The organism is Streptomyces sp. NPDC056600 (assembly GCF_042792855.1).
Taxonomy (GTDB): Bacteria; Actinomycetota; Actinomycetes; order Streptomycetales; family Streptomycetaceae; genus Streptomyces.
The window spans coordinates 38,248-59,085 of the sequence record NZ_JBHTVQ010000012.1; the positions used below are offsets into that span (position 1 = coordinate 38,248).

16 protein-coding genes are annotated in these 20,838 nt (G+C 74.1%); 10 read left to right on the plus strand and 6 right to left on the minus strand.

Annotated elements, in window-relative coordinates:
- Positions 1-78 precede the first annotated feature (78 nt).
- On the plus strand, positions 79-768 hold the full coding sequence (locus tag ACFRAV_RS09055; protein WP_382552945.1) for an RNA polymerase: 690 nt from the start codon (positions 79-81) through the stop codon (positions 766-768).
- A gap of 288 nt (positions 769-1,056) precedes the next feature.
- On the opposite strand, the gene ACFRAV_RS09060 is transcribed toward ACFRAV_RS09055, so the two are convergent.
- The gene (locus tag ACFRAV_RS09060) at positions 1,057-2,211 is read right to left on the minus strand and encodes a cystathionine gamma-synthase (protein WP_382552947.1); all 1,155 of its coding nucleotides are present in this window, start codon (positions 2,209-2,211) and stop codon (positions 1,057-1,059) included.
- A 256-nt stretch (positions 2,212-2,467) separates the two neighbouring features.
- On the opposite strand from ACFRAV_RS09060, the gene ACFRAV_RS09065 reads away from it, so the two are divergent.
- Together ACFRAV_RS09065 and ACFRAV_RS09070 are read left to right on the plus strand one after the other, a co-directional pair.
- On the plus strand, positions 2,468-3,436 hold the full coding sequence (locus tag ACFRAV_RS09065; RefSeq protein ID WP_382552948.1) for an ATP-binding cassette domain-containing protein: 969 nt from the start codon (positions 2,468-2,470) through the stop codon (positions 3,434-3,436).
- Positions 3,433-4,299, plus strand: a complete 867-nt coding sequence (locus tag ACFRAV_RS09070; RefSeq protein ID WP_382552949.1) for an ABC transporter permease — start codon at positions 3,433-3,435, stop codon at positions 4,297-4,299. The genes ACFRAV_RS09065 and ACFRAV_RS09070 overlap by 4 nt, the downstream gene beginning before the upstream one ends.
- A 176-nt stretch (positions 4,300-4,475) precedes the next feature.
- On the opposite strand, the gene greA is transcribed toward ACFRAV_RS09070, so the two are convergent.
- Both greA and ACFRAV_RS09080 read right to left on the minus strand, forming a co-directional pair.
- Positions 4,476-4,973 (minus strand): transcription elongation factor GreA, encoded by a 498-nt coding sequence (gene greA / locus ACFRAV_RS09075; protein WP_382552951.1) that lies wholly within the window; start codon positions 4,971-4,973, stop codon positions 4,476-4,478.
- 169 nt (positions 4,974-5,142) lie between these two features.
- Complete coding sequence (locus ACFRAV_RS09080) at positions 5,143-5,595, minus strand: DUF4307 domain-containing protein (protein ID WP_382552952.1); 453 nt, start codon at positions 5,593-5,595, stop codon at positions 5,143-5,145.
- Between the two features lie 166 nt (positions 5,596-5,761).
- Between ACFRAV_RS09080 and mca the strand changes: the two genes are divergently transcribed.
- A complete protein-coding gene (gene mca / locus ACFRAV_RS09085) occupies positions 5,762-6,643 on the plus strand; it encodes a mycothiol conjugate amidase Mca (protein ID WP_382552954.1) in 882 nt (293 codons plus the stop codon).
- Positions 6,636-6,893: a hypothetical protein gene (locus tag ACFRAV_RS09090; RefSeq protein WP_382552955.1), complete on the plus strand. Its 258-nt coding sequence runs from the start codon at positions 6,636-6,638 to the stop codon at positions 6,891-6,893. The genes mca and ACFRAV_RS09090 overlap by 8 nt, the downstream gene beginning before the upstream one ends.
- A 359-nt stretch (positions 6,894-7,252) precedes the next feature.
- Here ACFRAV_RS09090 and ACFRAV_RS09095 read toward each other — a convergent pair whose 3' ends face one another.
- A complete protein-coding gene (locus ACFRAV_RS09095; RefSeq protein ID WP_382552957.1) occupies positions 7,253-7,861 on the minus strand; it encodes a TetR/AcrR family transcriptional regulator in 609 nt (202 codons plus the stop codon).
- Positions 7,862-7,926: 65 nt separating this feature from the next.
- On the opposite strand from ACFRAV_RS09095, the gene ACFRAV_RS09100 reads away from it, so the two are divergent.
- Both ACFRAV_RS09100 and ACFRAV_RS09105 read left to right on the plus strand, forming a co-directional pair.
- Positions 7,927-8,784: an alpha/beta fold hydrolase gene (locus ACFRAV_RS09100; protein WP_382552958.1), complete on the plus strand. Its 858-nt coding sequence runs from the start codon at positions 7,927-7,929 to the stop codon at positions 8,782-8,784.
- Positions 8,785-9,001: 217 nt separating this feature from the next.
- Positions 9,002-12,175, plus strand: coding sequence for a tetratricopeptide repeat protein (locus tag ACFRAV_RS09105; RefSeq protein WP_382552960.1), 3,174 nt, complete (start codon positions 9,002-9,004; stop codon positions 12,173-12,175).
- Positions 12,176-12,363: 188 nt separating this feature from the next.
- On the opposite strand, the gene ACFRAV_RS09110 is transcribed toward ACFRAV_RS09105, so the two are convergent.
- Positions 12,364-14,229 carry a phosphoenolpyruvate carboxykinase (GTP) gene (locus ACFRAV_RS09110; protein ID WP_382552961.1) on the minus strand — a complete coding sequence of 622 codons (1,866 nt, stop codon included), beginning with the start codon at positions 14,227-14,229 and terminating at the stop codon, positions 12,364-12,366.
- Between the two features lie 288 nt (positions 14,230-14,517).
- Between ACFRAV_RS09110 and ACFRAV_RS09115 the strand changes: the two genes are divergently transcribed.
- Positions 14,518-15,198 carry a hemolysin III family protein gene (locus ACFRAV_RS09115; protein ID WP_382552962.1) on the plus strand — a complete coding sequence of 227 codons (681 nt, stop codon included), beginning with the start codon at positions 14,518-14,520 and terminating at the stop codon, positions 15,196-15,198.
- A 232-nt stretch (positions 15,199-15,430) separates the two neighbouring features.
- The gene (locus ACFRAV_RS09120) at positions 15,431-16,147 is read left to right on the plus strand and encodes a Mut7-C RNAse domain-containing protein (protein WP_382553058.1); all 717 of its coding nucleotides are present in this window, start codon (positions 15,431-15,433) and stop codon (positions 16,145-16,147) included.
- 572 nt (positions 16,148-16,719) lie between these two features.
- Here the strand turns inward: ACFRAV_RS09120 and ACFRAV_RS09125 are convergent.
- A complete protein-coding gene (locus ACFRAV_RS09125) occupies positions 16,720-18,765 on the minus strand; it encodes a thioredoxin domain-containing protein (RefSeq protein ID WP_382552964.1) in 2,046 nt (681 codons plus the stop codon).
- A 193-nt stretch (positions 18,766-18,958) separates the two neighbouring features.
- Between ACFRAV_RS09125 and ACFRAV_RS09130 the strand changes: the two genes are divergently transcribed.
- Positions 18,959-20,734 carry an Ig-like domain repeat protein gene (locus ACFRAV_RS09130; protein WP_382552965.1) on the plus strand — a complete coding sequence of 592 codons (1,776 nt, stop codon included), beginning with the start codon at positions 18,959-18,961 and terminating at the stop codon, positions 20,732-20,734.
- The last annotated feature ends 104 nt before the right edge of the window (positions 20,735-20,838 follow it).

Sequence of the window (20,838 nt, forward strand, 5' to 3'; positions counted from 1 at the left end):
TCGGTCCCGAAGATTCCTGGGGCCACCACATCGCGGGGGCGGTTCCTGACGGGTGGGTGACCGGAGGAGGGGGCGGGTGTGACGGCTCTCGGAGTCGGCGAGGAGCGGGGCGAGGAGGAGTTCCGGGCCTTCGCCGCGGCGTCCGGCGGACGGCTGCTGCGCACGGCCACGCTGTTCACCGCCGAGGATCCGCGGGACTGCCCCTTGGCGCGGCGGCTGCTGGTGGAGGCGCTGGCGCGGACCTACGCCCGGTGGGGGCGGATCGACGGGGAGGACCCGTACGACCTCGCTCGGGTCGAGCTCACGCGGGGGTATCTGCGGCGGATCCGCTTCCGGCGAGGCGTGCGGGAGGGGTGGCGCGGGCGGGGCGGCGGCGTTCCGCCTGGTCCCGGTGGTGACCTCGGGCCGTTGGTCCAGCTGCGGCCGCTCGTCCGGATGGTGCTGGTGCTGCGGCTCCACGAAGGGATCGACGCGGAGCGCGCGGGGGTGCTGCTGGGGATCACGGCCGGTCGGGTCGATGCCCTGACGACGCGTGCGACCAGGGGATTCGCGGCGGGGGCGGGACCTCGGTGCGAGGCGGCGGCGCGGCGCGCGCTGGCGGCGGTGCGGTTGCCCGCGGTGCCGGTGGGCATGCCGGAGCGGGCCGTCGCGGAGGGGCGGCGGGTGCGGGGGCGCGTGTGGGTGGTGCGGGTGCTGGGTGTGGTGGGGGTGCTGCTCGGAGTCGGCGTGCTGGTTGCTGTGGCCCTGGGTGAGGGCGGCTGGGGGTAGGGGCGGCCGCGGTTGCGCCTGGGGCGGCGGCCTGTTCCCCCGGCCCGAGAGTTCCCCGGAGCCCGGCGGGCCCGCCCCCGGAAGGGAGACGGGCCCGGTGGACTCGTGCGGCGGGAGCGGCGGGAGCCGTGCACCCGGTGGGCGGCACCACTTGTTTCCCCGACCCGCCCCCTGCCCGGGAGACCGAACCGCTGCGGTGCGAGCCGTTGCCCGCACATGAGGCCCCGCGCCCACCTTCCCCGGGCTTCCCGCAGAGGTGAGGGCACCGCGAGATGCCCGGCCCAAGTCCTAGCCCAGGGCCTGGCGGAGGTCCTCGACGAGGTCTTCGGCGTTCTCGATGCCGACGGAGAGGCGCACGAGGTCCGCGGGGACCTCGAGGGCGGAGCCCGCGGCGGAGGCGTGGGTCATGCGGCCCGGGTGCTCGATCAGGGACTCCACGCCGCCCAGGGACTCGCCCAGGGTGAAGACCTTGGCGCGGTCGCAGACCGCCACCGCGGCCTCCTCGCCGCCGGCCACCTGGAAGGACACCATGCCGCCGAACGCCCGCATCTGCTTGGCGGCGACCTCGTGGCCCGGGTGCTCCGGCAGGCCCGGGTACAGGACCTTAGTCACCTTGGGGTGACGGCTCAGCATGTCGACGACCTTCGCCGCGTTCTCCGAGTGACGGTCCATGCGGACCGCCAGCGTCTTCGTGCCGCGCAGCACCAGCCAGGAGTCGAACGGTCCGGCCACCGCGCCCATGGCGTTCTGGTGGTAGGCCAGCTCCTCGCCCAGCTCCTGGTCGGCCGTGATCAGCGCGCCGCCGACCACGTCGGAGTGGCCGCCCATGTACTTCGTGAGGGAGTGCACCACCACGTCCGCGCCGAGCGCCAGCGGCTGCTGGAGGTACGGCGTGGCGAAGGTGTTGTCGACGACCAGACGGGCCCCGCCGGCGTGGGCGATCTGCGCGGCGGCGGCGATGTCGGTGATGCCCAGGAGCGGGTTGGAAGGGGTCTCCACCCAGACGGCCTTGGTCTTCGGGGTCATCGCGGCGCGCAGCGCCTCCGGGTCGCTGCTGTCGGCGACCGACCACTCCACGCCCCAGCGGGAGACCACCTTCGCGAACAGGCGGAACGTGCCGCCGTAGGCGTCGTTGGGGATGACCACGTGGTCGCCCGGCGCGAGCAGGGTACGCAGCAGGCAGTCCTCGGCGGCGAGGCCGGAGGCGAAGGCGAGACCCCGGCGGCCGCCCTCGAGCGCGGCGAGGTTCTCCTCCAGGGCGGTGCGGGTGGGGTTGGCGCTGCGGCTGTACTCGTAGCCGCCGCGCAGGCCGCCGACGCCGTCCTGCTTGTACGTGGAGACCTGGTAGATGGGGGGAACGACGGCGCCGGTCAGGGGATCGGCGGTGTTGCCCGCGTGGATCGCCAGCGTCTCGAAGTGCTCGCTGAAGTGGGTGTCACTCATGTGCACCGAGCGTAACGGGTCGCGGGCGAAGACCTCGTCGCGGTGACGGCGTGTGGGGCGCGCCGGGCGGTGCGGGGGCCGCGCGGGGCGGTGCGGGGCCGACGGACGGTGCCCGCCCGCCACCGCGCGCGCCGCGGCGGGCGGCGAACCGCGGCGGGGGAGGCCCACCCGGGCCGCCCAGTCCGGCGCGCGGCGGAGGGCGGGCGACTCTAGGCTCGGAGGCGGACGACTGTCGTCGAGCGGGGCCGGAGGCGGTATGCCGGGGGCCATTCGGGCGGAAGGGCTGGTCAAGACCTTCGGGGACGTGCGGGCGCTGGACGGCGTCGATCTGGACGTTCCCGAGGGGACCGTGCTGGGGCTGCTCGGCCCCAACGGCGCGGGGAAGACGACCGCCGTGCGGTGCCTGACGACGCTGCTGCGCCCGGACGCCGGGCACGCCGTCGTCGCCGGGATCGACGTGCTGAAGGATCCCGACGCGGTGCGGCACAACATCGGGCTGTCGGGTCAGTTCGCCGCCGTGGACGAGTACCTCACCGGGCGGGAGAACCTGGTGATGGTGGGCCGGCTCTACCAGATGGGCCGCCGCGCGGCGAAGGTCCGGGCGAACGAACTGCTGGAGCAGTTCCATCTCACCGACGCCGCCGAACGGATCACCAAGAACTACTCCGGCGGTATGCGCCGCCGCCTCGACCTGGCCGCGGCGCTGGTGGTGCGGCCGCCGGTGATGTTCATGGACGAGCCGACCACCGGCCTGGACCCGCGCAACCGGCTCCAGCTCTGGGACGTGATCAAGGACCTGGTCTCCGGCGGCACGACGCTGCTGCTGACCACCCAGTACCTGGAGGAGGCGGACCACCTCGCCCACGACATCGCGGTGGTCGACCACGGAAAGGTGATCGCCCGCGGCACCTCCGACGAGCTGAAGTCCCGCACCGGCGGGGAACGCATCGAGGTCATCGTCCGCGCCCGGGAGCTGATGCCGGAGGCGGCCACGGTGCTGACCGGGTACGGGGTGGGCGAACTCGCCGTCGAGGACCACACCCGCAAGCTGACCGTCCCGGTGAGCGGCGGCCCCAAGCTGCTGGCCGAGGTGATCCGCGAGCTCGACGCGCGGGGCATCGAGATGGACGACGTCGGGCTGCGGCGCCCGACGCTGGACGACGTGTTCCTCTCGCTCACCGGCCACATGGCCGAGGCGGCCGAGACCGAGGAGGCAAGCGGATGAGCGCCGTCACCGAGGCCGAGGGACGCCGGCCCGTCACGAGCCGTGGCGGGCGGGTGCGGCAGTCGTGGCGCGACTCCGTGATCGTGGCGCAGCGCAACCTGATCCGGATGACCAGGATTCCCGAGATCGTGCTCTTCGGGCTCATCCAGCCGGTCATGTTCGTGGTGCTGTTCACCTACGTGTTCGGCGGATCCCTGAAGGTCGGCGGCTCGACGAGCTCCGAGGCCTACAAGAACTTCCTGATGGCCGGCATCTTCGCGCAGACCGTCACCTTCTCGACCGCCGGCGCGGGCGCGGGCATCGCCGAGGACATGCACAAGGGGCTGATCGACCGGTTCCGCGCCCTGCCGATGGCCCGCGGGGCGGTGCTCACCGGGCGGACGCTGGCCGACCTGGTGCAGACCGCGCTGACCGTGATGGTCCTGGCCGCGGTCGCCCTGCTGCTGGGCTGGCGGGTCGGGACGAACGGCGACACCGACCCGCTGCGGGTGGCCGCCGGGTTCGGGCTGCTGATGCTCTGCGGCTACGCGTTCACCTGGATCGGCGCGCTGATCGGCCTCTCGGTGCGCAGCCCCGAGGCGGCCACCAACGGCGGGCTGATCTGGCTCTTCCCCGTCACCTTCATCTCCAACGCGTTCGTCGACCCGGCCAACATGACGCCCTGGCTGCGGCACATCGCCGAGTGGAACCCGTTCAGCGCGATCGTGCAGGCGTGCCGTGTGCTGTGGGCCAACCCGGGGCAGTCCACCTCGGACGCGTGGCCGATGCAGCACCCGGTGTGGGCGTCGCTGATCTACTCGGTGGCGATCATCGTGCTCTTCCGGACGCTGTCCGTGCGCAAGTACCGGTCCGCCACCGTCTGACGCGTCCGCGTGACCGGTGACCGGTCCGTCCGGTGCCGCCGCACGGCGGGCACGCGATAACGCGGGCACGCCGCACGGCGGGAGACGCGCGAGGACCCCCGGGCTCGGCGCCCGGGGGTCCTCCTCGTTCCGGTTCCGTGTCCTGCGCGGGGACCGCGCGGCACGCCTGCGGCGGCTCAGCCCTTGTAGGGCTCGGCCTTCAGGATGCGCACGGAGGCCTTCTTGCCGTTGGGCAGCTCGTACTCCGCGTCCTCACCGATCGAGTGGCCGATCACGCCACGGCCGAGCGGGGACTGCGGGGAGTACGTCTCGATGTCCTCGCTGGCGTACTCCCGGGAGGCGAGCAGGAAGGTCAGGGTGTCGTCCTCGTCGCCGTCGAAGGCGACCGTGACGAGCATGCCCGGAGCGACCTCGCCGTCGGCGGCCGGCGCCTCGCCGACCTTCGCCGACTCCAGCAGCTGCTGGAGTTGCCGCACCCGGAGCTCCTGCTTGCCCTGCTCCTCCTTGGCGGCGTGGTAGCCGCCGTTCTCCCGCAGATCGCCCTCTTCGCGCGCGGCCGCGATCTTGGCGGCGATTTCGGTGCGCGCAGGACCAGTAAGGTACGCAAGCTCGTCCTTGAGCTTGTTGTACGCCTCCTGGGTGAGCCAGGTGACGTTCTCGCTGGTCTGGGTCACAGGTGCTCCTCGTCCGTACTGGAAATACAAAGCAACGCCCTACCCAGAAGAATGGTCCCTCATGGGTGGGCGAAACCACGAGCCTAACAATCGCGCCGCGAAAGTGGGAGAAGAAATGCCAGGCGGCCGGAGGTCCGCGGCCGCCCGTCCGGTGCGGTGGTCCGGCGGCTCAGCCGGTGTGGCAGCCCAGCAGCTCGGCGGTGGTGCCGCGGCTGGTGGTGCGCAGGGTGACCGTCTTGTGGACGCGGGTGGAGTCCTCGTCGAACCGGAAGTCGGCGCGGCCGACCTCGGCGCCGGTCTCCGCCTGGGAGCGGACCGTGCAGTAACCGGTGACGCCCTCGTCCTTGAAGACCTCCAGCTCGACCCGGACGGAGTCCTCGGCCGTCTTGAAGGTGATCATCTGACCGCTGATCTCGCTGCCGCCGACGTGGTAGAAACCGAACCAGGCGACGACGGCGATCAGGACGGCCCCGAGGACCGAGCCCACGATCTTCAGCGTGCGGTCGGCGCGGCGGTCCGCCTCCGCGTCCGCGGCACGTCCGTAACGGCCGGCGGGCGGCCGGGAGCCCGTGGGCTGCCCGGTGGGCCGGCCCTCGGACTGCTGGTCATTCGCCGTGCTCATGATCGGTCCTCTCGGGCGGGGGCGGAGCGTCCTGTCCGGACCCCGGAATCAATCGTCCCCCGATTCCGTCACTATAGAAGGCGCGGATGGTACCCATGCCCACCGGGGACCGCTCGCGCACGCGTGTGCGCCGCCCGGGCGCCGACCGATCTCTGAGGATTGAGCCTTGACCGAGCAGCTGCGACTGATGGCAGTCCACGCCCACCCCGACGACGAGTCGAGCAAGGGCGCCGCCACCATGGCGAAGTACGTGTCCGAGGGCGTCGACGTCCTCGTGGTGACCTGCACCGGTGGTGAGCGCGGTTCCATCCTGAACCCGAAGCTCCAGGGCGACCCGTACATCGAGGAGAACATCCACGAGGTCCGCCGCAAGGAGATGGACGCGGCGCGCGAGATCCTGGGGATCAAGCAGGCGTGGCTCGGTTTCGTCGACTCCGGCCTGCCGGAGGGCGACCCGCTGCCGCCGCTTCCCGACGGGTGCTTCGCGCTGGAGGACGTCGACAAGGCGGCCGGTGAGCTGGTGCGGCAGATCCGGTCCTTCCGCCCGCAGGTCGTCACCACGTACGACGAGAACGGCGGCTACCCGCACCCCGACCACATCATGACCCACAAGATCACGATGGTGGCCTTCGAGGGTGCCGGCGACCTGGAGAAGTACCCGGAGTCGGAGTACGGGGCCGCCTACCAGCCGGTGAAGCTGTACTACAACCAGGGCTTCAACCGGCCGCGCACGGTCGCGCTGCACGAGGCGATGGAGTCGCGCGGGCTGGAGTCCCCCTACGGGGACTGGCTCAAGCGGTGGGACGAGTTCGAGCGGGTCGAGCGCACGCTCACCACGTTCGTGCCGTGCGGGGAGTTCTTCGAGACGCGGGACCGGGCGCTGATCGCGCACGCCACGCAGATCGACCCCGACGGCGGCTGGTTCCGCATCCCGCTGGACCTCCAGCGGGAGGTCTGGCCCACCGAGGACTACGAGCTCGCGAAGTCGTTGGTGGAGACCTCCATCCCCGAGTCGGACCTCTTCGCAGGGGTCCGGGAGAATGGCTGACATGAGCGCAAGCGCAAGCCTCCTGGTTCTGGCCGCGGAGGAATTCGACAAGGACAAGGTCACGCCCGGCGTGCTGGGGTTCATCGTCTTCGCCGTGATGGCGTTGGCGGTGTGGGGACTGATGAAGTCCATGAACAAGCACATGGAGCGGGCGAAGATGGTGGGCCGCGAGGACGAGGCCGCCGCCTCCGACACCGCGCCCTCCGCCGAGGCGGCCTCCACCGCCTCGGCGCCCTCCGCCGAGAAGTAGCCGCCGCCCGCCGGTCCCGCCCGACGTGGCGGGACCGACGGCCGCGCGCCACCGACCGCCCCGCCTCCGCGCCCCGCGCGGCGGGGCGGCCGTCGCGTTCGCCTGCCCACCGCCCCGGGCCCGGGGGCACCGCCGCATCCGCGGCGCGCGCCCGGGCGGGAGACCGGCCCTGGGTCCGCCCGGCTCCGGCCGCACGCTGCCTGCCGAGGCCCGGTCCCGACCGACCGCGGCGCCGGTCCGGCCCCACAGGTGGCACGCGCCTTGCGCTGCCCGACCGCGCCGGGCCGCCACGCGTGCTGTCCGACCGGGCCACGTGCCCCTCGCGACCCCTGCCGACCAGGTGTGGCCGGCGCGGTGCCTCAGTGCTGGTCCGTCCGGGTGATCGTCGCGTGGAACAGGTCGGCCATCGCGCGGCCGGCGACGCGCAGTGGTTCCGGGTCGCGGGCGGCCCGGCTGAGCATGAAGGCTCCCTCCAGCATCATGACCAGTGAGGTGGCGAGCGACCTCGCCTCCCGCGGGTCGGGCACCCAGCGGCCGAACCACCCCGCCGCGCCGTCCACCCACTCCCCGAAGACGTCCGCCGTCGCGGCCCGCAGCACCTCGTCGCTGCTCGCGACCTCCAGGGCGAGCGTGCCGATCGGGCACGCGTCGGCGTAGTCGGCCGCCGCGAGGTCGTCGGCGGCCGCCTCGAAGGCGCGCACGAGGGACGCGGCAGGGTCCGGCTCGCTCTCCAGCACGGCCAGCACCATGCGGCCGTACTCCGGGCCGGTCGTGCGGATCATGTCCTCGGCCAGTTGCTGCTTGCCGCCGGGGAAGAAGTGGTAGATCGAGCCGAACGGCGCCTGCGCCTCCGCCGCGATCCGCTTGAGTCCGGTGGCCGAGTAGCCGTAGCGGCGGAACAGCGTCGCGGCCGCCCCCCTGATCCGGGCGCGCGTGTCGCGGATGCCGCCACTGTCGGGACGTCCCATTGCTCTCCACTCTCCGCGCATGCAGGATGACAGTAGAACAATCTATCAAGTGGCGGGAGGCTGCGATGCCGAGTGTCGAACTGTCGGCCGGGCCGGTGGACTACCAGGACACCGGCGGGGACGGGCCGGTGCTGGTCTTCGGGCACGGCCCGCCGATGAACGAGACCCAGTGGCGCAAGGTGGTCCCGCTGCTGGACGGATACCGCTGCGTCCTTCCCACGCTGCCCCTCGGCGGTCACCGCCGGCCCATGAGGCCGGACGCCGACCTGTCGCAGCGCGGGGTCGCCCTGCTCCTCGGCGAGTTCCTCGAACGCCTGGACCTGGAGGAGGTGACCCTGGTCCTGAACGACTGGGGCGGGGGCCAGTTCCTGGTGTCCGAGGGGCGTGCCCAGCGGCTCGCGCGCATGGTGCTGGTGGCCTGCGAGGCCTTCGACAACTTCCCCCCGGGACCGGCCAGGGCGATGGCCCACGTGTGCCGGGTTCCCGGCGGCGTCCGGCTCCTGACCCGGCTCATGGGCGTCCGCGCGGTCCGCCGTGCCCGGGGCGGCTACGGCGGGATGAGCCTGCGCGGGATCCCGGACGAGGTCATGGACGACTGGTTCGGCCCGGCCACCCGCAGCAGGGCCGTTCGCCGGGACTTCGCCAAGTTCGCCACCGGGGCGCCCGACCGCGCGACCCTGCTGGACTGGAGCGGGCGACTGCGCGACTTCGACCGCCCGGTCCTGGTGGTCTGGGCGGCCGAGGACCGGCTGATGCCCCGTGAGCACGGACCCCGGCTGGCCGAGCTCTATCCCCAGGGACGGCTGGTCGAGATCGCCGACTCCTCCACCCTCGTCCCCGAGGACCAGCCCGAACGTCTGGCCGAGGAGATGACCCGCTTCCTCGTCGCCACCGGAGCCGCACCGGTCCGCCGGGCCGGCTGACCGGCCCCCCCGGGCCGACCGCCCCGCACGGGAGCCCGGAGCGAACCCCCGGCGTCCCAACCCGTGGCCGGGAAGGGGCTGTTCGGGGGGAAGGGGCGGTTTCGGCCCCCCGGGGGACGGGGGAGGAACACTGGGCGGCTACGGGGGACGCACGGGGGCGGAACATCTCCCGGGACCGCCGCAGGCGCACGGCATCGCCACCGGAGGGGGACCGGACATGCGCGACCCGCACCGCCAGGACGCCGAAAACCTGCTCGACCGCACGGTCAAGGAGGAGGCGCGCCGCAGCGGCGCGGACCCCGCGGTCCTGCTCACCCGCGCTCGCGCCGCCCTGGACGACATGGCCCGCGCCGCCGAGCCGGAGTACCAGGCCTACCTGCGCGCCCTGGACGCCGTCCGCGACGCCCACCCCACCTTCGCCCGGCGCTTCGCCCGTGAGGGCGGCGGCCCGACCACCTTCCTGGTGGCCGGGGTGGCCGCCGCGACCGCCACCGTCGCCGACCTCGCCCTCGGCACCGGCGGGGCGGTCGCCCTCGGCGCGGGGATCTCCGTCGGGCTGACCGCCACCGCGACCGCCGTCGTGCGGGTCACCGCCTCGCACGTGCCCGCCGCCCACCACCACGCCGGCGCCGTGCTGCAGCCCGGAGGACACGAGGCGCTGCGGCTGCAGTGGCTCACCGCGCTGGAGTTACGCGGCATCCGGCCGTGGCTGGAGCAGCACCGCCGGCTCGCCGCCCCGCCCCGGACGCCGACCGCGCCGCCCCGGCTGCGCGGCACCGACAAGAGCGCCGCCGCCCGCCGCCGCGCCGTGCTGGAGCGGTCGTTCGACCAGTTACCGCCGGCGGACGCCCCGTTCGCGGGCCGCCGCGAGGAACTGGCCGCCATCCGCCGCTGGGCCCGTGCCGCCCGCGCCGACGCCGACAGCCGCCCCACCGTGGTGGTGCTGCACGGCGCCCCCGGCTCCGGCCGCACCGCGCTGGCCGCCCGCGCCGCCCACGACCTGCGCGACGAGTACCGCGGCGCCTGCCTGGTCGACCTGCGCGGCGACTCCCCCTCCGACCCGCCGCTGCCCACCAGACAGGCGTTGCTGCACCTGCTGAACCGCCTGGGCGCGCCCCGCGAACAGCTCCTGTTCCGCGAGGGCTCCACCCCGGAGCAGCAGCTGACCCGCCTCACCGAGCTCTACCGCCGTCACCTGGCCGGACTGCCGGTGATCGTCGTGCTGGACGACGCCTCCGACCCGGAGCAGGTGCGCGCCCTGCTTCCGGAGCGTTCCGAGAGCCTGGTGCTGGTCACCTCACGCACCCCGCTGGCGCTGCTGCGCGACATGCCCGCCCGCTCCCACCAGCTGGCCGTGCAGCCACTGCCGGTGGAGGCCTCCCGGGAGGCCCTGGCCGCCTACACGCCACCCGGCACCGAACGCGCCCGGGACGACGAGGCCACCGAGCGCGTCCACCGTCTGTGCGGCGGTCTGCCGCTGGCCCTGCGCGTCGCCGGCACCGCCCTCGGTGCCCGCGGCGCGGGCCGGCTCGCCGACGACCTGGGCGCCTACGGCCCGGTCACCCCCGTCCAGCGGGCCCTGTGGCTGCGCTACTCCGACCAGCCCGAGCAGGCCCGCCGCCTGCTGCGGCGGCTCGCGCTGGCCGGCCGGGCCTCGCTCGGCGCGGCGGCCGCCGCCTCGCTGCTGGACACCGACGAGCGGGACGCCTGGCGGCACCTCGCCTCGCTGGCCCGGGCCGGCCTGGTCGAGCCGGTCCGCGGCACCCGCTGCCGGCTGCACGACGTCGTCCGCGCCTTCGCCCAGGAACGCCTCCAGGAGGAGGAGACCCCGGCCGAACGCACCGCCGCCCAGACCCGGCTGATCACCACCTACGCCGCCCTCGCCGACTCCGTGCTGCGGCTGATCGACGGCAACATCTCCACCCGCACCGGCCTGTCCACCCCGGCCGGCGCGGCCCCGCAGGGCTTCTCCTCCCTCAAGGAGGCGCTGCGCTGGCTGGACGACGAGTCCGCGTTCATCACCGCCGCACTGCGCAACGCGGACGGCGTGGACAGCTCGGCCGTGCACGCCCTGCTCGGCGCGCTCTGCGACTACTGCCTGCTGCGGGGCGACATGTACCGGCTGGGCGAGATCAACGAGCTGGCCCGGTCCGTCGACGAAGGGCTGATGCTCCGCTCGGTGACCTGGCGCACCGGCATCGCCGCCCGGCAGATCGGCGACCTCGACAAGGCCAGGAGCACGCTGTCGTCGCTGGTGGACGACTACCGGGCCTCCGAGCAGGAGGCCGAGGCGGCGCGGGCGATGGGCTCGCTCGGCATCACGCTCCACCACCAGGGCAACCTCCCGGAGGCCGCCGCCAAGCTGCGCGAGGCCGTCAACCTCCAGGGCGCGCCGGAGCTGTCCGCCGACCGGGCGTGGACCCTGCACGCGCTGGGCGCCGTGGAGCGCGACCGGGGGAACCTCGCCGAGGCGCGTCAGCTGCTGCGGCAGTCGCTGGCGCTGCACCGGGCCGCCGAGGCGGTGCACGGAGAGGCGTGGGCCCGCTACCAGTTCGGCCAGCTGGCGCTGCGCACCGGCGACGTGGAGCGCGGACGCCAGGAGCTGCGGGCCGCGCTCGACGGGTACCGGCGCACCCGGGACACCCGCGGGCAGGCGTGGACCCGCACCCAGCTGGAGCGGGCCCGGCTGGCGGACGGGGAGGCGGCCGCCGCCGTGGAGGGCCTGCGCAAGGCGGTCGCGCTGCACCGTGAGGTGGAGGACCTGCGCGGCGAGGCGTGGACGCTGCACTACCTGGGCCAGGCGCTGGAGGAGACCGGCGACCTCGACGAGGCGGGCCGCGAACTGGAACGCTCCCGCGCGCTGTTCTCCCGGATGCGGGACGTCTACGGGCTGGGCTGGGCCCGCCACCACCTGGCCCGGGTGACGCGCGACCAGCGCGCCGCGCGGGCCGGGTCGCTGCGCAACTCCGGCTTCGCGCGGCAGCTGCTGGTGGACGCGCGGGCCGACTTCCGGCGTGCCGGGGTGGTGCACGGGGAGGCGTGGAGCTGCGTGGAGCTCGCGGTGATCGACGCGGGCAACTCGCGCGAGGAACGGGCGCTCGCGCTGTGCGACGAGGCGGTGGAGCTGGCGGCCGCCTGCGGCGACGTCCGGGCCGAGGCCTGGGCGCGGTTCCTGCGCTGCACGCTGCTGCCGTACGCCTCGGCGGACGGCGCCGCGGTGGCCCAGCGGGAGCTGGCCGAACTGCTCCCCACGGTGAAGGACCCGCGGCTGGCCGACTGCGCGGCCACCTGGGAGCTCTACCTGCGCCGCGGCCTCCCGCCCGGCGAGGCGTGGGCGGCGTGGCGCCTGGACCTCACCCCGACCCGCGCCGCCCGCGAGATCCTCGGCTGAGGCCCGGCGAGGCCCGGCGAGGCCCGGCGAGGCCCGGCTGGGGCCCGGCGTGACTCAGAAGGCCCGGGGAGGCCCGGGCGCCCCCGGCGCAGCCTGCCGCGGTCCGGGAACGGCCGCGGCCGGCCAGGCGACGTCGCGGTCAGGGCATACGTCGGGAGTGGCCGGCCGCGGGGTACGCGGGAGCTGGGTCAGCCGAGGCGGCGGACCAGGGACTCGTACTGGTCCCACAGCTCCTTCGGCGTGTGGTCGCCGAAGGTGTTGAGGTGGTCCGGCACCAGGGCGGCCTCCTGCTTCCAGACCTCCTTGTCGACGCTGAGCAGCAGGTCGAGGTCCGCCTCCGGCATGTCCAGGCCCTCGGTGTCGAAGGAGGCCTTCGCCGGCAGGATGCCGATGGGCGTCTCGACGCCCTCCGCCTTGCCGTCGAGCCGGTCGACGATCCACTTCAGGACGCGGCTGTTCTCGCCGAACCCGGGCCACACGAAGCGGCCGCTCTCGTCCTTGCGGAACCAGTTGACGTAGTAGATCTTCGGCAGCTTGGCCTGGCCGTCCTCGCCGGCGGCCTTGCCGACCTCGACCCAGTGCGCCATGTAGTCGCCCATGTTGTAGCCGCAGAACGGCAGCATGGCGAACGGGTCGCGGCGCAGCTCGCCGACCTTGCCCTCGGCGGCGGCCGTCTTCTCGCTGGCCACGTTGGCGCCGAGGAAGACGCCGTGGTTCCAGTCGAAGGACTCGGTGACCAGCGGCACCGCGCTGGCGCGGCGGCCGCCGAAGAGGATCGCGGAGATCGGGACGCCCTTGGGGTCCTCCCACTCGGGCGCGATGATCGGGCACTGCGCGGCCGGCACGGTGAACCGGGCGTTCGGGTGGGCGGCCGGGGTGCCGGACTCCGGCGTCCAGTCGTTCCCCTTCCAGTCCGTGAGGTGGGCCGGGGGCTCCTCGGTCATGCCCTCCCACCAGACGTCGCCGTCGTCGGTGAGCGCCACGTTGGTGAAGACCGCGTTGCCCCAGAGGGTCTTCATCGCGTTGGCGTTGGTGTGCTCGCCGGTGCCGGGGGCGACGCCGAAGAAGCCGGCCTCCGGGTTGATGGCGTACAGCCGCCCGTCCTCGCCGAAGCGCATCCAGGCGATGTCGTCGCCGATGGTCTCCACCGTCCAGCCGCGGACCGTGGGCTCCAGCATGGCCAGGTTCGTCTTGCCGCAGGCACTCGGGAACGCGGCGGCCACGTACGTGGACTCGCCCCGCGGCGGCGTGAGCTTGAGGATCAGCATGTGCTCGGCGAGCCAGCCCTCGTCGCGCGCCATCACCGAGGCGATGCGCAGGGCGTAGCACTTCTTGCCGAGCAGCGCGTTGCCGCCGTAGCCCGAGCCGTAGGACCAGATCTCACGGCTCTCGGGGAAGTGCGAGATGTACTTCGTGGAGTTGCACGGCCACGGCACGTCCTGCTCGCCCGGCTCCAGCGGGGCGCCGAGGGTGTGGACGGCCTTCACGAAGAAGCCGTCGTCGCCCAGCTCGTCCAGCACCGGCCGGCCCATCCGGGTCATGGTGCGCATCGAGACGGCCACGTACGCCGAGTCGGTGATCTCCACGCCGATGGCGGAGAGGTCGGAGCCCAGCGGGCCCATGCAGAAGGGGACGACGTACATCGTCCGGCCGCGCATGGAGCCGCGGAAGATGCCGCCCTGCCCGTCGGCGCCCTGGAAGATCTCCCGCATCTCGGCGGGGGCCTTCCAGTGGTTGGTCGGGCCGGCGTCCTGCTCGCGCTCGGAGCAGATGAACGTGCGGTCCTCGACCCGGGCGACGTCGGTGGGGTCCGAGGCCGCGTAGTACGAGTTCGGGCGCTTGACCGGGTCCAGCCGCCTGAAGGTGCCCTTGCCGACGAGCTCCTCGCACAGCCGGTCGTACTCGGCCTCCGAGCCGTCGCACCAGACCACCCTGTCGGGCTGCGTCAGTTCGGCGATCTCGTGGACCCACGAGACCAGTTCACGGTGCTTGGTGGGGGGTTCTTCCGTCGCGTCGGCGGGGACGGACGGGGGAGCCTCGATGTCGCGCGCCACGAATTGCTCCTAATCAGGGTTGCTGCGGGTGGTCTTGCCCGGGACGTGGGTGGTGCCCTTTTGGTGCGTTTCGACCGCCCCGGATGATTACGGGTGCTCATTCGCGGCAGGTCTCACTCATATGATCTTCGAGGAGAAGCGCCCATCTGTCCAGGGGGGCGCACACCTGAGCGGCGTGAGCAACCTCACTGATTGTGGTGTTTGGCGGCGGGGAAGAGCACACTTGCCTGGTCACGGGTCCCTCGGTGACCTGGGCACTCACCTGTAACTTACGGTCCCGTAGGTACGATGATTGACATGACCGCACCCTCACTTCCGGAGCAGATCTCGCAGGAGATCAAGCCCCGGCTGCGCGGCTGGCTGCATCTGGGGATGTTCCCGGCAGCCCTGATCGCCGGACTCGTCCTGACCGCTCTCGCCGACTCCACCCGGGGACGCATCGCCTGCGGGGTCTACGCCCTCACGGCATGTCTTCTCTTCGGTGTGAGCGCGCTCTACCACCGTGGCGACTGGTCCCCCCGAATGGACGGCGTACTGCGCCGACTGGACCACGCCAACATCTTCCTGATCATCGCCGGCACCTACACGCCGCTGACGATCCTGCTGCTGCCGGACGCCCAGGGCCAGTGGCTGCTGTGGGGCATCTGGGCCGCCGCGGTGGCGGGCATCCTCTTCCGGGTCTTCTGGGTCGGCGCGCCCCGCTGGCTCTACACGCCCTGCTACATCGCGATGGGCTGGGCCGCGGTCTTCTTCCTGCCGGACTTCATGCGCACGGGCGGCATCGCGGTCCTGGTGTGCGTGGTGGTCGGCGGGGTGCTCTACAGCGTGGGCGGCGTGATCTACGCGATGAAGAAGCCGAACCCGTCGCCGCGGTACTTCGGGTTCCACGAGGTCTTCCACGCGTTCACGCTGGCGGCGTTCATCGCCCACTACGTCGGCATCTCGCTGGTCGCCTACACGAAGGCGTAGTCCGCGCGCCCTGGACCGTGCGCCCGGGAGGGCCGGAAATCGTTCCGGTCCGCCCGGGCGCACGTGTCATTCTGGCCGCATGGTCGGCAGTGCGAGCACAGGCGCGGGTACGGGTACGGGTGCCAAGGGCACGGGGAACACGGGTGCCGCGGGTGCGGGTGCGGGTGCGGGAACGGGTGCGGGCGCCGGCACGGGCGCGGGTGCGGGCGGCACGGGGGCGGGGGCGACGGGGATCCACGTGCGGGTCGCGCCGCAGTTGCGGCTCTTCGTGCGCGCCGGGGAGGCGACGGCGCGGGTCGACGGGGTGTCGACGCTGGGGCACGTCGTGGAGTCGCTGGGGGTGCCGCTGACCGAGGTCGGCGAGCTGCTGGTCGACGGCCGGACGGTGCCGGTCTCGCACCACCCGACCGCGGGGGAGAGCGTGGAGGTCCGCGCGGTGCGGCCGCCGCAGCTCACGCCGGGGGCGCCGGAGGTGCCGCTGCGGTTCCTGCTCGACGTCCACCTCGGGACGCTGGCACGGCGGCTGCGGCTGCTGGGCGTCGACGTCGCCTACGAGTCGACCGACATCGGCGACCCCGCCCTGGCCACCCGGTCCGCCGCCGAGCGCCGGATCCTGCTCAGCCGGGACCGGGGACTGCTGCGGCGGCGCGAGATCTGGGCGGGCGCGTACGTCTACAGCACCCGGCCCGACGAGCAGCTGGGCGAGGTCCTGCGCCGGTTCGCCCCCCGGCTGCGGCCGTGGACCCGGTGCACCGCGTGCAACGGGGAGCTGCGGTCCGCCACCAAGGAGGACGTCGCCGACCGGCTGGAGGCGGGGACGTCGCGGTCCTACGAGGTGTTCGCCGAGTGCGCCGGGTGCGGGCGGGTGTACTGGAAGGGCGCGCACCACCAGCAGCTGGTCGACATCGTCGACCGCGCCGTCGCCGAGCACGGCCCCGGCACGTCCTGACTCCCTCGCACGTCCTGAGCCCTGGCGCACAGCCTGAGCCCTCGCGCGCGACCTGCCCCCCTCGCGCGATCTGAGCCCCTCGCACGTCCTCGCGGCGCGCGGGTCTTCGCGCCGAGGCCGGCTTTTGCGCCGGGCCGGGCCGGGCCCTGGCGTTGGGTCCGGCCCCTGCGCCGGCACAGGGGGTCACCGCCCAGCGGGAGCCCGCACGGCGGCCGGTCGCCGCGCCGTCACGAGAGGGCGGACCGCCTCCGGGCCGGGACCTGTGTCGCCGACGACCGGCCCGTCGGCCCGCGAACCCCGTGCCGGGCCGACGCCGCTCCTCATGCCGGACAGAGCCGGCCGGCACGCCGCCGCTCCAGCACCGGCCCCCGCACGGGCGCCCGTGCCGGGGTCCGGCCTCCTACCCTCGGGCGAGCGCTGAGCCCTCGGGGGCCGAAGCACGGCGAGGCCGACGTCCCGGCTCGTGCGGCCCCTGCCCTCGGGTGAGCGAGACCCCCGGGGCCGAGGCGTGGCGGGGACGCAGCGACCCGCCGGTGCCCGCCCCCGGGCTCAGGGCTCAGGCCTCCCCGAGCTCAGGCCATCTGCGCGTTGAGCACCTGGGCAAGGTGGGAGGGGTCGGTGGTGGGGGCGTCGCAGGTGAAGTGGCGGCAGACGTAGGCGGCGGGCGCGCCGCCCACCAGCGGCCGGCCGGCCAGCAGAGGGAACTCGTCGCCGCCCTCCGCGCCGACCGCCACCACCGCCCCCGGCGCCGTGCCGAGCAGCGCGGTCCGGTGCAGGGTGCGCGTCGCCTCGTCGTCCCGCGGGCCGACCAGGGCCACCTCACGCGGACCGTCGATGCCCGCCTCGGCCACCGCGAGACCCCAGCCGATGAAGCGCGGGACCCGCCGGGACAGCAGCCGCACCACGCCCAGCGCCCGCTCCGCCGCCGTGCGGTGCGCGTCGGAACCGGTGTGCGCCGCGTAGGACAGCATCGCCCCGGCCGCGGCCGTCCAGCCGGACGGCGCCGCGTTGTCGGTGGGGTCCTGCGGGCGCCGGAACAGCCGCTCGGCGTCCGCCGCCGTGTCGTACAGCGTCCCGGTCTCCTCGTCGGTGAACCGCTCCCGCACGTGTCCGAGCAGCAGCCCGGCGAAGTCCAGCCAGACACCCTCCCCGGTGACCCCGGCCAGGGTGATCAGCCCCTCGGCGACGTCGCCGTAGTCCTCCAGCACGCCCGCGTTGGCGCCCGCCCGGCCGTCCCGGCTGGTCCGGGTCAGTCCGGCGTGCTCGTCCATGTGGACCCGCACCAGCAGGTCCGCCGCGGCCACCGCCGCCTCCACCAGGTCCGGCCGGGCGAAGTACGCGCCGGTCTCCGCGAGCGCGGCGACCGCCAGCCCGTTCCACGCCGCGACCACCTTGTCGTCCCGGCCGGGAGCCGGGCGCCGGGTACGGGCCTCGGTGAGCCGGCGACGGATCGAGGCCACGCGGTCGGCGTCGAAGACGCCCTCCTGCTGCGGCAGCCGCAGCACCGAGGCGCCCTCCTCGAAGGTGCCCTCCTCGGTCACCCCGAAGACGCGGGCGGCCAGTTCGCCGTCCTCCTCGCCGAGCACCTCGGTCAGCTGTTCCGGCGTCCAGACGTAGTACGCGCCCTCCACGTGACGGCCCGCGCCGTCGTCGCTGTCCGCGTCCAGCGCGGAGGCGAACCCGCCCTCGGCGGTGCGCAGTTCGCGCACCATGAAGTCGGCGGTCTCCAGCGCCACCCGGCGGGCCAGGTCCGAGCCGGTGGCCCGCCACAGGTGGGCGTAGACCCGGCAGAGCAGCGCGTTGTCGTAGAGCATCTTCTCGAAGTGCGGCACGATCCAGTCCCGGTCCACCGAGTACCGGGCGAAGCCGCCGCCGAGCTGGTCGTAGATGCCGCCGCGCGCCATCCGCTCGCAGGTGTCGGCGGCCATCTGCAGCGCGCCCTCCGAGCCGGTGCGGGCGTGGTGGCGCAGCAGGAACTCCAGCACCATGGACGGCGGGAACTTGGGCGCGCCCCCGAACCCGCCGCGCACCGCGTCGTATTCGCGGGTCAGCCCCAGCAGGGCCGCCGCCATGTCCTCCTCGCCGGGCGCCGTTTCGCCCGCGTCGCCGAACGGCATGACCCGCCCCGACAGGTCCTGCACGATCTTCCCGGCGACCTCGGTGACCTCGTCGCGCCGCTCCGCCCAGGCGGCGTGCACGCCCTGCAGCACCTGCAGGAAACCGGGCTGGCCGTGCCGGGGCTCGGGCGGGAAGTACGTGCCGAAGTAGAACGGCTCGGCGTCCGGGGTGAGGAAGACGGTCATCGGCCAGCCGCCCTGCCCGGTGGCCGCCTGAACCGCCTCCATGTACACGGCGTCCACGTCCGGCCGCTCCTCGCGGTCGACCTTCACGGGGACGAAGTGCTCGTTGAGGTAGGCGGCGACCGTCTCGTCCTCGAAGCTCTCGTGCGCCATCACATGGCACCAGTGGCAGCTGCTGTACCCCACGCTGAGCAGCAGCGGGACGTCCCGCCGGCGGGCCTCCTCGAAGGCGGCGGGCTGCCACTCCCACCAGTCGACCGGGTTGTCGGCGTGCTGGAGGAGGTAGGGGGACGTGGCCTGCGCGAGTCGGTTTGCCATGCCTCCATCCTCGCGCACGCCACCCGGCGGCGGGCGGCACGGAGCGGCGGACATGCCCCCGTGCCCGGTACCCGGCGCCTGGTACACGCTTGTCACACAACTCCCTTGTGCCCGTTCCGCCCCGAGCGCTTCGATGTGTCCCGCGTGCGGCATCGTGTGACGCCGCGCCTCGACGAGACCTGTGGGGGCACAGTTGAACGGATACAGGGCACGGGCGGGCGGCCGGGCGGGCACCGCCCTGCTGGCCGTCGTGATGGCGGGGGCGGGCCTGACGGCCACGGCGGGACCGGCGGCGGGGGCCGCCCCGGACACGGCGTCGGCGTCGGAGACGGTGGTGAAGCTGCCGGTCTCCTCCTTCTCGCAGTTCGCCGTGGACGCGGCCAACGAGCGGGTCTGGATCGCCGACGAGAACACCGCCGAGGGCGGCGACGGCCCGGGGACCATCCTCGGCTACGACTTCGACGGCGTCCTGCGGGCGCAGCGGCAGACCGAGGGGAGGGTCTCCGGCATCGCGGCCGAGCCCGGCGGGGCGCGCGTCCTGGTCGGGCAGCGGGACAGCATCCAGGCCTTCGACGCCGATCTCGCACCCCTCGGAAGCACACCGGCCCCGGTCGACGACTGCGGGCGCGAGTTGTTCCACGCCGGCCATCTGCTCTTCTTCACCAGTCAGGAGGGCGCCTCGCCCCAGGACTGCGCCGAGGCGACGGTGATGCCCACCGTCCACGCCACGGCGGCCGACGGGGCGGACCCGCGGACCGTCATGTACCTCGGCGGGCCCGGCCACCTGGCGGCCGGCCCCACGGACATGCTGATGATCGTCTCGGGGCGCACCGCCTTCAACGACGATCCGAACATCAACCTGTACCGGGTCGTCGAGGAGGCGGAGTACGGCGGGGTGCTCGACTTCCTCGGGGAGACCTGGCTCGGCCAGGACGGCACGGGGCTCGGCGGCCTGGACTTCCGCGACGCCGCCTTCTCGCCGGACGGCTCCACCCTCGCCTTCGCCGACCCGGCCCGTGGCGCCGCGCTGCTCGCCCTGCCCGGCCTGTCCCCCCGGGAGAACCGTTACACGCCGCTGCCCGAGGGGGCCGAGCCGACGGCCGTCGCCTACAGCGACGACGGCAAGTGGTTCGCGCGGGGGGCCGCGGCCTCCGGCGACGCCGCGGACCTGCTCCTGGAACCCGCAGACCCGGCGGACACCCGCCCGCCCGTGGAGGTGGTCCTCGAGGGCGACGGCGGCGACCGCGTCGTGCCGCGCGGCGTCGCGTTCGCGCCGGACGGCCGCTCGCTGTTCGTCGTGACGACCGACGCCGCGGGCACCGGCTTCTGGCTGCACGTGGTCCCCACCCCGGACGGCCTGTCCGCCTCCCGGTTCGCGGACGGCACGAGCCACGAGCCGGCCCGGGCGACCGCCGGTGAGCAGGTCACGCTGCGCGGCCGGCTGGAGCTCGACGGACCCGCGCCGGCCGACGCCCCGCGGATCGAGGTGGTGCGGGAGGACGCCGACGGCGCCCACGCCCTCGAGCCGGTCACGGCCGGGGAGGACGGCGCCTTCACCGTCAGCGACGTGCCCCAGCTGGTGGGCGAGGCCACCTACCGGTTCTCCTACGCGGGCGACAGCCTGCACAAGGCGGCCGAGGACGCGCGGATCACCGTGCCCGTGGCCAAGGCGTCCGCCACGCTGGCGCTCACCGCGCCGGCCGAGGCGACCCGCAAGGGCGGTGTGGAGATCACCGGCTCGCTGCACGCCCGGGGGCTGCCGCTCGCCGCTCCCGCCACCCTCACGGTGACCGTCGCCGACCGGGACGGCGTCGTGCGGCTCGCGCCGGTGACCGCCGGGGCGGACGGGTCCTTCACGGTCCGGCACGCGCCGCGGTCCAAGGGGGACGTGACGTTCACGGTCGCCTGGCCGGGCGACGCCCTGCACGAGGGCGCGGAGGCCTCGGCCACGGTGCACGTGCGCCGCTGACCCGGCGGAACGTTCCGGCGCATCTCGCGGGGGACGTTCCGCCGCACCGGACGGGGGACGTCTCGTGGCACCCGGCCCGCGCCGCTTCGTGGCAGGCGCGGACC

Excerpts from the sequence above, each read along its gene's own strand:
- ACFRAV_RS09060 (WP_382552947.1), bottom strand. The coding sequence starts at position 2,211 with ATGAGTGACACCCACTTCAGCGAGCACTTCGAGACGCTGGCGATCCAC.
- ACFRAV_RS09065 (WP_382552948.1), top strand. The coding sequence starts at position 2,468 with ATGCCGGGGGCCATTCGGGCGGAAGGGCTGGTCAAGACCTTCGGGGAC.
- ACFRAV_RS09070 (WP_382552949.1), top strand. The coding sequence starts at position 3,433 with ATGAGCGCCGTCACCGAGGCCGAGGGACGCCGGCCCGTCACGAGCCGT.
- ACFRAV_RS09080 (WP_382552952.1), bottom strand. The coding sequence starts at position 5,595 with ATGAGCACGGCGAATGACCAGCAGTCCGAGGGCCGGCCCACCGGGCAG.
- ACFRAV_RS09090 (WP_382552955.1), top strand. The coding sequence starts at position 6,636 with ATGGCTGACATGAGCGCAAGCGCAAGCCTCCTGGTTCTGGCCGCGGAG.
- ACFRAV_RS09095 (WP_382552957.1), bottom strand. The coding sequence starts at position 7,861 with ATGGGACGTCCCGACAGTGGCGGCATCCGCGACACGCGCGCCCGGATC.
- ACFRAV_RS09100 (WP_382552958.1), top strand. The coding sequence starts at position 7,927 with ATGCCGAGTGTCGAACTGTCGGCCGGGCCGGTGGACTACCAGGACACC.
- ACFRAV_RS09105 (WP_382552960.1), top strand. The coding sequence starts at position 9,002 with ATGCGCGACCCGCACCGCCAGGACGCCGAAAACCTGCTCGACCGCACG.
- ACFRAV_RS09115 (WP_382552962.1), top strand. The coding sequence starts at position 14,518 with ATGATTGACATGACCGCACCCTCACTTCCGGAGCAGATCTCGCAGGAG.
- ACFRAV_RS09125 (WP_382552964.1), bottom strand. The coding sequence starts at position 18,765 with ATGGCAAACCGACTCGCGCAGGCCACGTCCCCCTACCTCCTCCAGCAC.